At 68.9% G+C, this 14,056-nt stretch carries 10 protein-coding genes; 7 read left to right on the top strand and 3 right to left on the bottom strand.

What is annotated here, in order from left to right:
* Positions 1–58 precede the first annotated feature (58 nt).
* From ACIRC0_RS34350 to eccE, 3 genes are all read right to left on the bottom strand, one after another.
* Positions 59–2,923 carry an SCO5717 family growth-regulating ATPase gene (locus ACIRC0_RS34350; protein ID WP_403624330.1) on the bottom strand — a complete coding sequence of 955 codons (2,865 nt, stop codon included), beginning with the start codon at positions 2,921–2,923 and terminating at the stop codon, positions 59–61.
* A 231-nt stretch (positions 2,924–3,154) separates the two neighbouring features.
* Entirely contained in the window at positions 3,155–3,997 is an 843-nt protein-coding gene (locus ACIRC0_RS34345; protein ID WP_403624328.1) for a hypothetical protein, read from the bottom strand.
* Positions 3,997–5,313, bottom strand: a complete 1,317-nt coding sequence (gene eccE, locus ACIRC0_RS34340; protein ID WP_403624325.1) for a type VII secretion protein EccE — start codon at positions 5,311–5,313, stop codon at positions 3,997–3,999. Before eccE ends, ACIRC0_RS34345 begins: the two co-directional genes overlap by 1 nt.
* A 520-nt stretch (positions 5,314–5,833) precedes the next feature.
* Between eccE and eccB the strand changes: the two genes are divergently transcribed.
* The 7 genes from eccB to ACIRC0_RS34305 all read left to right on the top strand — a co-directional run bounded on the left by eccB (position 5,834) and on the right by ACIRC0_RS34305 (position 13,380).
* A complete protein-coding gene (gene eccB, locus ACIRC0_RS34335) occupies positions 5,834–7,432 on the top strand; it encodes a type VII secretion protein EccB (RefSeq protein WP_403624322.1) in 1,599 nt (532 codons plus the stop codon).
* 208 nt (positions 7,433–7,640) lie between these two features.
* On the top strand, positions 7,641–7,952 hold the full coding sequence (locus ACIRC0_RS34330; protein ID WP_103843682.1) for a WXG100 family type VII secretion target: 312 nt from the start codon (positions 7,641–7,643) through the stop codon (positions 7,950–7,952).
* A 131-nt stretch (positions 7,953–8,083) separates the two neighbouring features.
* Entirely contained in the window at positions 8,084–8,371 is a 288-nt protein-coding gene (locus tag ACIRC0_RS34325) for a WXG100 family type VII secretion target (RefSeq protein WP_200422694.1), read from the top strand.
* A 200-nt stretch (positions 8,372–8,571) separates the two neighbouring features.
* The gene (mycP, locus tag ACIRC0_RS34320) at positions 8,572–9,936 is read left to right on the top strand and encodes a type VII secretion-associated serine protease mycosin (protein ID WP_403624412.1); all 1,365 of its coding nucleotides are present in this window, start codon (positions 8,572–8,574) and stop codon (positions 9,934–9,936) included.
* A 65-nt stretch (positions 9,937–10,001) separates the two neighbouring features.
* The gene (locus tag ACIRC0_RS34315; protein WP_403624317.1) at positions 10,002–10,337 is read left to right on the top strand and encodes a hypothetical protein; all 336 of its coding nucleotides are present in this window, start codon (positions 10,002–10,004) and stop codon (positions 10,335–10,337) included.
* A gap of 41 nt (positions 10,338–10,378) precedes the next feature.
* Positions 10,379–11,923, top strand: a complete 1,545-nt coding sequence (locus ACIRC0_RS34310; RefSeq protein ID WP_403624314.1) for a WXG100 family type VII secretion target — start codon at positions 10,379–10,381, stop codon at positions 11,921–11,923.
* Between the two features lie 122 nt (positions 11,924–12,045).
* On the top strand, positions 12,046–13,380 hold the full coding sequence (locus tag ACIRC0_RS34305; protein ID WP_403624311.1) for a S8 family serine peptidase: 1,335 nt from the start codon (positions 12,046–12,048) through the stop codon (positions 13,378–13,380).
* The last annotated feature ends 676 nt before the right edge of the window (positions 13,381–14,056 follow it).

The raw sequence follows: 14,056 nt of genomic DNA, 5'->3' as shown, positions 1-14,056 counted from the left end.
AACGCCGGAGGGCCGGCACCGTGAAGGTGCCGGCCCTCCGGCGTCGCGGGCCGGTTCGCTACTGCTGCGTCCAGCCGGGCGGCACGGCGCCTTGCTGGGGCTGCTGCGGGCTCTGGTCCGGGGCAGGCTGCTGCTGCCAGCTCTGGCCCGGCCCGGGCTGCTGCTGCCAGCCCTGCCCCGGTGCCGGCTGCTGCGGGGGCTGCTGCCAGCCCTGCCCCGGCTGGGCGGCGCCGCCGGGCTGGGCGTAGGGCTGCTGGGCCTGCGGCGGGGCCGCGTATCCCTGCGGGGGCTGCTGGAAGTGCAGGTTCGGGTTGCCGAAGCCCTGCTGCGTACGGGCGATGTCCTCGGCGACGACGGCGGCGAGGTCGAAGTAGGCCTCGCGGGTCTTGGGACGCATCATGTCGAGGTCCACCTCGGCGCCTGCCGCGAGGTGTTCGTCGAAGGGGATCACGACGACACCCCGGCAGCGCGTCTCGAAGTGCGCGACGATGTCCTCCACCTTGATCATCTTTCCGGTCTCGCGGACACCGGAGATCACGGTGACCGACCGCTGGACGAGATCGGCGAAGCCGTTCGCCGACAGCCAGTCCAGTGTGGTCGAGGCGCTGCTCGCGCCGTCCACCGAGGGCGTGGAGATGATGATCAACTGGTCGGCGAGGTCAAGGACTCCGCGCATCGCGCTGTAGAGCAGACCGGTACCCGAGTCCGTGAGGATGATCGGGTACTGCCGGCCCAGCACGTCGAGCGCGGCACGGTAGTCCTGGTCGTTGAAAGTCGTGGAGACCGCCGGGTCCACGTCGTTGGCGATGATCTCCAGCCCCGACGGCGCCTGCGAGGTGAACCGGCGGATGTCCATGTAGCTGTTCAGCCGCGGGATCTCCTGGACCAGGTCGCGGATGGTGGCGCCGGTCTCGCGCCGCACCCGTCGGCCGAGGGTGCCGGCGTCCGGGTTGGCGTCGATCGCCAGGATCTTGTCCTGACGCTCGGTGGCGAGCGTCGCTCCGAGCGACATGGTCGTCGTGGTCTTGCCGACGCCGCCCTTGAGGCTGATCACCGCGATCCGGTAGCAGGACATCACCGGCGTACGGATCAGCTCCAGCTTCCGCTGCCGCTCGGCCTCCTCCTTCTTGGCGCCGAACTTGAAGCGGGACGGCCCCGTGTTGTTCTTCCGCGCCTTGGGCTGATGGCGCAGCAGCCGGTCGGAGGAGAGCTCCACGGCGGCGTTGTAGCCGAGCGGCGTGCCGGGCGCGGCCTGCTGCTGGGGGGCACCGGGGCCCGCCTGGGGGCCGACCGGGGCGGTCCAGCCCTGGTTGCCGTAGGCGGCGGGCGGGGCGGCGGGAGGCTGCTGGGGCGCCTGCTGCTGCGGCAGTGGCTGTGCCGGGGGCTGCTGCTGCGCCGGAGCCGGCTGCTGGGCCGCGGGCTGCTGGTGCGGCGCGGGCTGCTGCGGCTGGGCGGGCTGCTGGTGCGGCGCGGGCTGCTGCGGCTGGGCGGGCTGCGGGTAGCCGTAGCCGGCCTGCTGGGGCGGGTAACCGTAACCGACCGGTCCGGGCTGCTGCTGCGGCAGCGGCTGGGCGGGCGGCTGAGGGTAGCCGTATCCGGCGGCGTACGGCTGCGGGGGCTGGGGCGCCTGCCGCGGGTCCACCGATGCGGGCTGCGCGCCCTGCGCCGGGTGCGCGGGAGGCTGGGCCGGGTACGCGGGAGGCTGAGCCGGGCCGAACGTGCCCTGCGGAGGCGTCGGGTACCCGGGCTGCCCGGCTACCGGCTGGGCGGGCGGCTGCGGGTAGCCGTATCCGGCGGCCTGTGCGGCTGCCGCCGCGGCCTGCTGGTCCGGCTGCCCCGCCTGCTGCGTTGCACCCTGAGCGGGCTGTGCGGGCACGTAGCCCTGGGGCAGCGGCGGAAGCTCCTGGCCGCCGGCCTGGGGCTGAGCGGCCTGGGGCGCGGCGGGGGCCTGTGCGGTTGGCGCCGCCTGCGGCTGCTGCCCCTGCTCCGCGGGCGCGGGAGCGGTGGGCGCCGGCTCCGCCTCTGTTTCCGGCTCTGCCTCCCCGGTCGCCGACGTGGCCTCGGCATCGGTTCGCGCGGCGGATTCCGCATCGGAACGGGCGTCCGCCGTCTCGTCGGCCTCCGCACCGGAGACGCCGGATTGGGCGGAGTGACCCGGCTCCGCCTCGTCGCTCCGCCCCTCCTCCGGCTTCTCGTCGTCGTCGGCTCCGCCGAACAGCCTCGCCGCCTCGGCGTCGGCGGCGGCATGGTCGAGCTCCGCCATCGGCTGCTCGGGCATCGGCTGCGCGGGGGCAGGCTGTTGGGGAGCGCCCGCCGCCGGGGCAGTGGCCTGGGCGTCCTCGTCGACGGGCCGCAGCACGGGGAAGCCCGGCGCGGGCGGCTGGGCCGGCGCCTGCGGCTGAGGCTGTCCGTGACCGCCCGGCGTGTCCGGGCCCTGCTGGGGCGCGCCCGCTCCCGTCTGCTGGGGGTAGCCGTACCCGCCCGGCGTCGGCGCGCCTCCCGCCGCCTGCGGGGTGCTCGGAGCGGACTGCTGCTGCGGAAAACCGTAGCCACCCGTGCCGTTCGGGTTCGCTCCGGGCACGCTCTGCGCGGGCTGCTGCGGAACACCCTGGGCGTACGGCTGCGCCGGCGCGGTCGCCTGGGGCGCGGGAGGCTGGGGTGCGGGAGCCTGCGGTGCGGGAGCCTGCGGTGCGGGGCCGCCCGGGGGTCCCGTGGGCGGTCCGACGGGTGGGCCGGGCGGCGGAGGCGGCGCGGTGGGTCCGGCGTCGCCCTGTCCGCCGGCCGTGGAGCCACCCTGCGTGCTTTGGGCGTACCAGGCGGGAGGGGTGTAGACGATTTCGAACTCGCCGGTGAGGTCCACGTCTTGATCGTCCCCGTCCGAGGACGGGCTGCCGCCGTTGTACTCGGACCGATCGCTGTTCACTGCTTGCCTCCTGGTCAGCCACTGCTGCTGAGTTGGTCGTCGTCGCGGCCGGGCGGACCGAGTGGCGATTCCCACGCGGCTGCGATCGTCACCGCATCACCAGAAGAGACTAATCACTTGGATCGCGGTACGGAAAAGTGACTGTCGACCCGACCGGCAGGCACCGCGATCCGGGGACGACAAGGCGTCGGACGACCCGCCGTATGGACTGACGAGCCGTCGGACGACGCGTCAGTCCATACGGCGGGCCACGCCCAGCAGGCCCGTCTCCGCATCGGTGGGCTCGGTCATGACGAACTTGCGATGCTTACGCGTGCACCACAGGGCGACTCCGTCGTAAAGCGTGGGCAGCAGCTGGAGATGCTCATCCGGAATGCCCAGAGTGTCGCGCACGATCTCGGTCTCCTGGGGCGAGATGCGCTGGATGCCGACCAGTTGGGCCTGGGCCAGCCAACGCGGCGCGTGCTCGCCGACGAACGGCAGCACCGTCACCACGGCCTGCCACGGCAGGGAGGTGACCCGCCCGCGGGGCGGACGAACGCCGCAGTCCCGGATCAACACCACCGGGCTCGAGACGGAGGGGCCCTGCGCGGGCACCCGTCCCACCGGATAGACCGTCACACACTGCTGGCCGCCGCCCGCGACCTGGGCCAACTGCTGCCAGGCCTGTGGACGGCCCGTCTCGACGCCCACACGCGCCCCCGTCGCGGCGGCGCGCAGCGCCAGCACCTGGGCGAGCCAGAGGCCGCCCACGAGTACGACGTCGAAGGCAGTGGGACGGGACAGGCCGAGCACGGCCGGCTGCGACTCCGGGTCGGTGCCGATGATCACGCCGTCGTCGCCGATCGGCATGCTGATGGCAGCCAGCTCGTCGACGGTGACGACATGGCGGTTCCGGCGCGGGCCGCGCAGCCCGAAACCCGGGCTGAAGATGCGCCGTTGCTGCTGCGGAGACTCCGGCTGCCGGATGACGGGGATCATGCCGGTGTCGGTGGGCGAGGCCACGTGCGCCGGCGTGCGTCCGGAGGCCCGGCCGTGCTGCCGCGGGTCCGTGGCCGTGGCGGGGTGGGACATCAGTACGTACCTCCGAGCGGCAAAGTGGCGAGGGCTCCAGGGACCTGTTCCCGGTCGAGGCGGACCAGACCGACCTTCGCGGCACTCGCGGCCCGTTCCAACTCACGGGCGACCTCGGCCAGTTCGCTGTCTCCTCGGGCGGTGACGCGCAGGTGCCCGGCCAGGGAGACGCCCCGGCTGCCGGCCTTGCCCAGCGTCACGCTGAACGTCGTGGCGAGCACCGGGAGCGAGGTGAACCGCGTGATCAGCTCGGGCAGCGCCACACCCCCGTTCCCCAACTGGGGCCAGCGGGACAGCCAGTACGTCGTGTGCCACCGGTCGTCGACCCGCCAGCTCCGTACCGACTCGACCGTACGCCGCTGGGGAGAGCGCCCGTCCTGAGCATGCTGCGCGTTGGCCCGCGGGTTCAGGCAGCTGGAGGTCGCGAGCGCCTGCACCAGCTCGGTCTCGTCCAGGATGGTCGCCTGGAAGCCGGCCCCGGCCAGCCGGCTCGCCAGCTGGTCCGCCACCCGCAGCAGTGCGCGCTGCGCCCCGGGAACGCCGTCCCCGCGTGCCTGAACCGCCTCCGGGCACAGTTCCGGGTCGAGCTTGAGGGCGACCCAGGTGAGCCGGAGCGCGGGCGAACCCGTCTGCGCCTGGAGGGGGCCGTACGACCGCGCGGCGACCGACTGCTGGGGCAGATGCGGCGCGGGCGCCGGCTGGGTGTGCTGCACGACCTGTGCGGACGCCAGACGGATCCCGTCGACCTCCAGCGCCTCCTGGATCAGGTGCAGCGGCAGTTGCCGCCCGGCGGACTCGGGACGCAGCGGCTGGTCTCCCGGCTGCACGAAGAGCACGGTGGTCAGGAAGGTCCCGTCGCCGATCATGCCGATCGAGCGATCGTCACGGGACACGAAGCGGTACGTCCGCAGGGCCGGGTCGCACTCGACGGTGGGGGCCAGCATCGGGTCCGTCCCGGGCGGGACGGGCAGCTTGGCCTCCCGCCGACGGCGCCTGAGGGCGCGCGTCGTCTCGTACCACTCGGGCAGCGGGCGGCGGCCCCGGCGCAGGACCGCCAGGAGCAGCAGCAGCGCCGCCACCCCACCGGCCGGGGCCAGCAGCCAGGACGTGTCCGCGGCCCAGGCGGCCAGCATGACCGCCGCCGCGAGCTCCACCAGGATGAGCTGCTGCAGCCGCAGCGGGCCCATACCGCCCGGGCTGGGCAGCATGCGCGGCGACGCGGCGGCGGGGGCCGGAGCCGGCCCGCGTCTGCGGCCCGGACCGTCCTGTTGCTGCTGTGCGCGGCCTCCGCGCCGAGTGCTCGTAGCGCTGGTCATCCCCCGGGACATCCCTTTCGCGAAGTAGTGGCCACATGTCGGGCGGAGATCCTCTGTTGGAGATCCCGGCGACGGGCCAGGGGCACCGATGGCCCACATCATCCATGCGAGTGGCTCACGGTACCCGCTGCTGCACGCGGGCGGACACAGGGGACACCGAAACCCCAGGTGGCCAGCCTTTCACGGACCGGCCGCGCATGGTGGGGCGCAGGGGTTGAGGCTCTGTGAAGATGCCGGGGCCGCCAGGTACCTGATGGAACGTCGCCCGGCGGCACAGGGCATAGTAAGTGCCTGCTCGGCCGAGTCGGCCTTTCGAGCACATCGAGCAGTTCCGTCGGGCAGTTCGGTCGGGCGGTTCCGTCGGGCAGTTCGGTCGGGCGGTTCCGTCGGGCAGTTCGGTCGGGCGGTTCCGTCGGGCAGTTCGGTCGGGCGGTTCCGTCGGGCAGCTCCATCGATCAGTTTGATCGAGCACCACATCGAGCAGCACATCGAGCATCACACAACGGGAGACCTGGGGACCATGGCAAAGCGTCGCGATGAGCTCGCTGCCTACACGTTCGCTCGCAAGCGCACCGTCGCGGCGTTCCTGGCGCCATCGCCGGGGGGCTCCGACGAAGGCGCGCCGCGTCCCATGCAGACGGTGATGCCCAGCCTCGCGGTGGGCGTCGTGCTGGTGGTGGGCTTCATCGCCTGGGGCGTGATCAAGCCGTCGGCGCCGGCGGGCTGGGACACTCCCGGCGAGTACATCATCGTCGACAGCGACTCCACGACGCGCTACGTGGTCCTCAAGGACAAGGCGACGAACGGCAAGGAGATCCCGACACTCCACCCCGTCCTCAACTACGCCTCCGCCAAGCTGCTCCTGGACAAGGGCAAGGGCAGCGTCATCGAGGTTCCGGGCAAGGAGATCGACAAGAGCGGCATCCCGCACGGCGCGACCCTCGGCATCCCGTACGCCCCCGACCGGCTGCCGGCCGCGGCGGACGCGGAGAAGGCCAAGACCTGGGCGGTGTGCGAGCGGCCGGCCCCCGGATCGGACGACGCCATCGACCGTGCCGTCTTCGTCCTCGACGCCGACGACGCGAAGGCGCTGGGGAACGAGGGGAAGGTCGACGCCCGCGAGGCCCTGTACGTCATCGACCCCAAGACCTCGCGCGAGTACCTGATCGACGGCAAGGGCAACGCCTTCCTGCTGGGCGGCCCCTCCGGTCTCGACAGCACCACCATGGAGCAGCTGCGCGCCGCGGTCATCGGCACCACGGCCAAGCCCCAGCCGGTGAGCCAGCAGTGGCTGCACACCCTCAACGAAGGCGGCGTCATCACCTTCCCGGAGGTTCCGTCCGCCGGCCAGCGGACCTCGGTCTCGGGGCTTCCCCAGGAGGCGCGGACGGTGGGCCGCGTACTCAAGGCCCAGGACGCGCAGGGCACCCAGTACTACGTCGTCCTGCGGGACCGGGTCGCCGCCGTCACGCCGTTCGTGGCCAACCTGCTCAAGAGTGCGCCCTCCGCCAAACTGGCGTACGGGACGGAGACGATCACCGACATCCGGGTCGACACCCCGGACATCATCGCGGCCAACGGCGGCCAGGCGGACACCTTCTACGCGGACAAGGGCTGGCCCCAGGCCGTTCCCCGGCAGGCCAACCCCGCGGCGACGGGGACCGAGGAGGCCCGCACCACCTCGTGCAGTGTCTACAACGGCACCATCGGGGAGGACCGGAAACCGCAGCTCGCCACCTGGGCCGGGGCGGCCTACCCGAAGAAGGTCGTCGCGGATTCGCTGAGCGCCTACGTCTCCTCCGGCTCCGGGCTGCTCTTCCAGGAGGTCACGGGGACCGCGCAGGGTGGCGGTGCGACGTATCTGCTGACGGACACGGGCCTGCGCTACTCCCTGCCGGCGAACAACGACAGCGCCGCCCAGGGCAGTGGCGCCGGCTCGTCCTCTTCGGGAGACGCGAGTTCCTCTTCGGAGGGGGCGAGCGAGACGGACAAGGCGCGCACCCGGCTGGGCTACGAGAAGGTGTCCAACCCCGCGGTCGTGCCGCAGTCCTGGGCGACGTTCATCCCCAAGGGACCCACCCTGGACACCGGCAGCGCGGCACAGCCGCAGAGCCAGTGACAGGCCAACTGGCCGAAAACAGACGCTACTTGGCCGTAGTGGATCACAGGATCATCGCTCAACTGTGTGAACCCTGTAACGCCTAGGCCTTGCTTGTGGATGTGTGACGGCCGGACGATAGAGTGCTTTCAGCGCTCATGGATGGGCCGCTTCTCCGGGTACTGGTGCAGGTTTCCCGGATCAACGACGACATGGGGGAAGGTTCAACATGGCCGGCCAGTTCCGGGTAACAGAAGATGAACTGACCAAGCTCTCCGGCGACATCAACACCGTGAACGGTCAGCTTCAGGGCGAGATCCGTCGCCTCAACGGAGTGATCGACCAGATTGCGGGCGGCTGGCAGGGCCAGGCGGCCCAGTCCTACCACCAGCTGCAGGAACGCTGGAACGCGGACGCGAAGAGGATGAGCGACATCCTCAACGACATCAAGGAAGCCGTGGACTCCACGCGGAGCAACTACTCCGCGTCGGAAGAGCAGCAGAACTCCGAGATCAGCAAGATCATGTCCGACTTCGGCTGAGCCGAACGCTCAGGACTCGACTCTTCCTGCTCTCCAGAGCTCTTCACCACTTTCCGCGGTGGTCACCGGTTGCCGCCGATTGTGACCGGTTGCCGCCGATTTCCTTCGACTCTTCCTGAAAGGGAACGACGATGTCGGGCATCCTCGTAAATTACGCCACGATCACCAACGCATCCTCGGATGTGCGCACCACCGCCGGTCGCATCAAGCAGCAGCTCGACGACCTCGAGGCCGCGGTCAAGCGCGTCGCCAACACCTGGGAAGGCGAGGCCCAGGAGGGCTACCAGCGCAAGCAGCGCGAGTGGGACAAGACCGCCGCGGACCTGCACGCGACGCTTCTGAAGATCGCTGCGGCCCTGCAGAACGCGGCCGAGAACTACCAGGCCACCGAGAAGAGCAACGCCTCGACCTGGGGCTGAGCCGTCGGCGGCCCGAGGGACATGACATGAGGAGAATCGGCCCAGCCGACGCCACGGCGTCCGCTGGGCCGAGCCCTTGTCCGGGGCCGGCGCACAGTAAATCCCTGGAATCTTCACACGCTTCGGCGCATCTTCACCTACGTACACATGACCGAGCTTCGAAGGAAGCAAGGAAGCAAGAAAGCCCTCAGGGCGTGAACATGGGGGACCTGAACATGCGGGGCACGACCGCTCGTTCGCGTAGCCGCACCGCTGGGACCGCCGCCGTGCGGCGGGCCTTCGGCGTGCTCGCAGCCACGGGAATCTGCCTCGTACCGGGTACGCCGGCAGTGGCCGTCCCCGCGCCGGCCGGAGTGGCGGCGCCCACCCGCCTCACCGACTCGGACCCCGGCTCCGGCGACACGGCCACGACCGAATGCACATTCGGCGGCCCCGTCATCAAGTCGACGCCGTGGTCACTCCAGCGGATCCTCCTGGACCAACTACGCGCACAGGCCACGGGCAAGGGCGTCACGGTCGCGGTGATCGACACGGGTGTGGACAGCTCCAACCGCCAGCTGAGCGCAGCCGTGGCGTCAGGCAGCAAGTCCTACGTCGGCGGCTCCGGCACCCAGGACCTGGAAGGCCACGGCACGCGGGTGGCGGGCATCATCGCGGCTCGTCCGATGAAGGGCACGGGCTTCGAAGGCATCGCTCCTGACGCCAAGATCCTTTCTCTCCGCTACACGGGCGGGGAGAACAAGCAGGGCAACTCGGGGACGATGGCCTCGGCGATTCGCGACGCGGTCGCCAAGGGCGTGGACATCATCAACATCTCGTCGGACACCGCGAACAAGAAGGACGACGCGACCCTGCGGAGCGCCGTGGCAGCGGCCGTGAATGCGGGCGCTCTGATTGTCGCCGCCGCAGGCAACGACGGAGCCGACGGCAAATCCGCGGACACGTATCCGGCCTCGTACCCGGGCGTCCTGGCAGTGGCAGCCTCCGACCGCAACGACGAACGCGCCTTCTTCTCACAGGCGGGCGACTTCGTCGACGTCGCGGCACCGGGCGTCGGCATGGTCTCCACGGTCCCGAAGGGCGGCCAGTGCACCGCCGACGGCACGAGCTTCGCTGCCCCGTACGTCGCGGGCGTCGCGGCCCTGCTGAAGGAGAAGCACCCGAAGTGGACGGCGGCCCAGATCGCCACGCGGATCGAGGAGACGGCTCAGCGGCCGGGGCGTGGTCCGAACCGCTTCATCGGGTGGGGAGTTGTCGACCCGGTCGCCGCACTGTCGGACGACTCGACACCGGGTTCGACTCCGACTCCGGATCCGGTGGTGAAGGCTGGGTCTGGCGGAGTCATTCCGATGGCGGTGACGATGGGGGAGAGCGAGGCGGAACGGCAACGCCGGATCGCCGTGTACGTCCTGGGTGTCGGACTGCTCTTGGTGGGCGTGGCCGCGGGGAGCGGGGTGGCTGTGCGGGATTGGCGGAGCAAGCGAGGCGGACGGGACGGATCGGGCGGCCGAGCTGGAAGTTCTGGACGGTCCGGCCGCGTCGGGCGCGCTGGGCTGTCGGGCTAGGCGATGACTTGGGCGCCGGGACGCCGGCGCCGACAACTTTCAAACAGGGGAGAGGACAACGGGGTATGAGCAACGGAATGCGGGTCGATCTGAGCGCGCTGGATGAGGTCATCCGCAAGCTCAACGGCCTTCTCTCGGACATGGACAAGGCTCACACCAAGGCCAAGTACGAGACAGACATCCCGAGCACTGCGTTCGGGAGCATGAAGTTCCTCGAGTCCAACGAGCTTCACAGCGCCCATGAGAAGCAGAAGACCCGGATCGAGAACATGATCAGGGATCTGCACAAGCTGATCGATGACTTCGGTACAAGCACCTCGAAGGTCAGGGACAAGTACAGCAACCAGGAGCACGCGAACAAGCAGGGTGTGAGTGTGGCTCCCAAGGGTGCGGCCAACTAAGCGGTTCAGCGACCAGTCACTGACGGAGGGGATGTTCGACGATGTATGGCGAGTACTACCAGAGCCCTGAGCAAATCAAGGCCATGGAAGAGGCGCGCAAGCAAGCGATCAAGGACAAGCACGACGAAAAGCTCGATTCACTCCCCAACGGAGGTATGGGGGGGCCGAATCGCAGCGAGCTCGACACGCCCTTCATGAAGATGGGCATTCCTGAGCTGCGATCCATGATCCTGGACGCCGACCCCAATCGGATCTACGAGGTCAGCCAACACTGGAAGTCGGTCCACAACATCTTGTCCGGTGGTGACGGCGACGGCAAGACCGGTGGCGTAGACCAGGTTTCCGCCAAGGACAGCGTCGCGGGCATGATGCAGAGCGCTGTGGAAAACGTCCTTGAACACTGGGAGGGCGACGCGGCTGAGGCGTTCCGCAAGAAGGCCAACGAGATCATGCAGAACATCAGGAACGGAGCTGCATGGGCCAACCACTACGCGGAAACCATGCACGCCGTCCAGAATGATTTGCGGAACTCCATGGCCAAGATGCGGGACGTCAAAGAACCGTCCGGCTGGGACAGGGCCTGGGACAAACTCACGGACGACAATCGCAGCGATAAGCAGCTGCTGGAAGACATCAACAGGGGCGTGAGTACGGACGCCGCCCGCCAGGCCAACGCTGACTCCTTGTCGAAGGGTAAGGAAGAGCAGCTGAAGGGGGTGGCGATCATGGAACAGTTGGGGGTCAATTACAAGGCTTACGCAAGCGGGACAATCCGGGATGATCCCAACCCGAAGGACCCTTTCGCGCCTCCGAACCCTCAAACGCCGATGCCGCCGCCGATCCCCATGCCCTCTGCTGGCGGCTCAGGCCCCCGTACTGGAGGCAGCACCGCTAAGCCGTGGAGCGCGGGGCCGACCACCAGCATCAAGCCGGCCCCCACGGTGCCCCTGCCCCGTGACAAGGGCATCACGGGCGGAACGCAACTCCCGACGGGCGGAACGCAACTCCCGACTGCCAGGACGAACGTGGACAGCATCACCCCCGGTCTGACGGGACCCACTCCTGGCACCGGCCCTGTCGGAGTCGGCGGCGGTGGCGTCGGAATCGGCACCGGCGGGGCTCAGGGCCCAGGCATTGTGGCTCCTGCAGGAGGACTTGGTGTCGGCGGCAGTACTGCCGGTCGTGGCGGCATTGGAGGTATGGGTGCTCGCGGTGGAGTGACTGGGGGCGGTGCGGCTGCAGGTCGTGGCGTCGGCGGCCGAGCCGGCATGGGCGGCATGGGCGGCGGAGGCGGCGCGGCTGGCCGAGGCGGTGCCAGCGCTGGCGGTCGTGGAGCCCTCGCGAGGTCCCGCGGCGGTGTCGTCGGCGCGGCAAAGGGCGTCGGCAAGGGCGCCGGTGGTGGTGCAGGCTTGCACGGGAGCCGGGGCGGAACGCAGGCGGCAGGTGCTGGTGGAGCGGGCGGCAAGGGGCGACGGTCCGAGAAGGAGAACAGTCAGGGCGACCGTCCCGACTACTTGGTCGAGGACGAAGAGACCTGGATCTCGGAAGAGGACCGCAACCGCAACGTACCGCGAACCATCGAGTAAACACACCTGCAGGCCGGACGGAAGGTCCTCGTCTGCAAAGGTATAGAGCTGGTGCATCCAGCCACAGCTGAGTGAGGAGCAGGGAGTTGGGTTTCAAACGGGTCGGGTCCACGACAGGCGTCGTGGCATTGACGGGAGCCTTGCTCCTCACGTCGGCTCCGGTTGCCGCGGCAGACGCTGTTCGGGATGCGCAATGGCCCTTGACGGTTTATGACGCCGAGAAGGTTTGGAAGACCTCACAGGGGGAGGGAGTCACAGTTGCTGTAATCGACTCAGGTGTAGATGCCAGCCAGCCGGATCTCGCTGGACAAGTTCTGCCAGGTAAGGACTTCACCGGAGCCGGAGATCCTCACGAAGATAATCTCGGACATGGCACTGGAATGGCCAGCCTCATCGCTGGACATGGGCACGGGGTGAATGGTTCCGCCGGCGTGATGGGTCTAGCACCCAAAGCGAAGATCCTTCCGGTACGGGTGAATGTGACTGAGCGGGCTGCGAATGATCCGACCGGGGGCAAGATTGATACGGCGGGTTGGACCGCAGGAGTCCGGTACGCGGTTGAGCAGGGCGCATCAGTAATCAACTTGTCACTCGATGATTCCTCCGCCTACCCTGGATCAAAAGCCGCCAAGGCAATCGAATATGCGCAAGCACACGATGTCGTCGTGGTAGCGAGTACGGGCAACGACGCAGGGACAGTCAATTATCCGGCGGCTCTCCCTGGCGTGGTGGCTGTCTCTGCAGTGGACCAGGGGCTCAACCCCTGGCCTAAGTCAAACACCGGGAACGTGACCGTCGCAGCGCCCGGAGTGCAAGTCACCCAGGCTGACCCGACTACCAAAAGCGGTTACGCGGTGGCAGATGGAACTTCTGGCTCCGCCGCCTACGTGTCAGCCATCGTCGCCCTCCTCCGCTCTAAGTACCCCGACCTGACTGCAGGCCAGATCGTCAACCGCCTGGTCAAGTCGGCGTCGTTCCTGAACAACAAAGGCAAGACGGCCCCGGACAAGGAACTCGGCTACGGAATCGCCCGCCCCGGCTCCGCGCTGACGATGAACATCCCGGCGGGTCCGAAGGAGGGCCCCCTCGCCCAGGCCTCGCCGCCCACGTCCACGACCTCAGGTAGCGCCTCGAAGGGCAACGACGGTACGAACCCGGTCAAGAACGAGGAGAAGTCCTCCTCGGGCAGCATTTTCCTCATCGCCGGCATCGCAGCCGTCGTGGTCGTTATTGCGATCGCCATCGTGGTAATCCGCAGTCGCCGCAAGGGCGGTAACAATGGCCCCGGCTCAGGCGGCGGAGTCCCCCCTCAGGGCACGGGCTACCCGCCTCAGTACCCGACGGGCCACCAGCCATACCCCAACGCAGCTCCCAACCAGGGATACTCAGCGCCTCCAGGACAGAACCCGCAACAGCCCAACCCCTACGCCCAACAGCCGCCATATCAAGGGCAGTAGGCCTGCCGCCAAGATCGATGCGTGATGTTTGCAGGCGTGGATTGACGGCATCCGACGTCCGGGCTCGGCCTGTGGCTGTTCCTCAACACTCCAGATGTGAAGACAGCAGCTGATTCTGGTTCCCTTGGCTGTGCGCTCACTTATGCCATGGGTATTGAAGGTGCCGGACGAAAAATATATGGCCACGGAAATGTCCGGCCCTTTAAAGCTCTCCCGATATCTCCAAGGGCTCAGAGATCCGCTCCGGGCGGCCTAATTGGTCAACCGGATATCCTGGGGCAACGACAGCGCAGCGAACCAACCCAAGGCAAGAAGGGACCCTCCTAAATTGGGCGCAATCGTCCTTCTCGTCGGCGTCATTGGCGTTGGAGCCGTGATTGCCGCCGTCGCTGTCTTCGCCGTAGTTCGAAGTCGCCGCAACTCGGAGAACCGCGCTTTCTTCAGCGGAGCTTACCCGGACAACATTGGCTACCCGCCCGGGCAAGGGATGCACCCGAACGCCCAACAGTCGTACCCCACTGTGGTTCCCAGCCAGGGCTTCGAGTACCCACCTCCTCCGGCTCAGCCCCCGCAGAACCCCAATCCCTACGCCCGGTAACCGCCCTATCCGGCCCGGTAAGCTTTACCTCATTCGGGTGGCCCTGAATAGGTTCGCGACCGGAGGCGCTCGCTCGTA

This window comes from Streptomyces sp. NPDC093984 (assembly GCF_044764595.1).
In the GTDB taxonomy this organism is placed as follows: Bacteria; Actinomycetota; Actinomycetes; order Streptomycetales; family Streptomycetaceae; genus Streptomyces; species Streptomyces cynarae.
This window is presented reverse-complemented; position numbering and strand designations above follow the sequence as displayed.